The following is a 439-nucleotide window of genomic DNA, read 5'->3' as shown; positions in this document are numbered from 1 at the left end:
GAAATCCTAGCTTATCATGTTTCTGACCGTATTACTTTAGATATCGCTACGAAGACGATCCAGAAATTGATGAACAACAAGAAAGTTACATTGCATAAAGATGCCTTTATTCATTCGGACCAGGGAAGCCATTACACAAGCCCAAGATATCAAAAATTATTAAAAAAATATGGTCTAGGCCAATCTATGTCTAGAAGAGGAAACTGTTGGGACAACGCCCCTCAAGAGTCATTCTTTGGCCATCTAAAGGATGAGGTAGACTATCAGTCTTGTAAAACATTAAAAGAATTAAAGGCAAAAATAAATCATTATATGGTTTACTATAACAACTATCGATATCAGTGGGACTTAAAAAAGATGACCCCTATTCAATATAGGAATCATCTTCTAGTTGCTTAATCTCTTTTTTTATTGTGTCCTTGACATAGGTGCCAGTTTA

1 protein-coding gene is annotated in these 439 nt (G+C 34.9%); it reads left to right on the top strand.

The window, feature by feature from the left end; translation table 11 throughout:
* Positions 1-399: IS3 family transposase (locus PZE06_RS26295; RefSeq protein WP_150917906.1), on the top strand; the 399-nt coding region annotated here is incomplete at its 5' end.
* Positions 400-439: the final 40 nt, after the last annotated feature.

It is taken from the genome of Robertmurraya sp. DFI.2.37 (genome assembly GCF_029211245.1).
GTDB lineage: Bacteria > Bacillota > Bacilli > Bacillales > Cytobacillaceae > Robertmurraya > Robertmurraya methanolica_A.
Note: the sequence above shows the minus strand (reverse complement) of the source record. Positions and strands in the feature narration are given on the sequence as shown.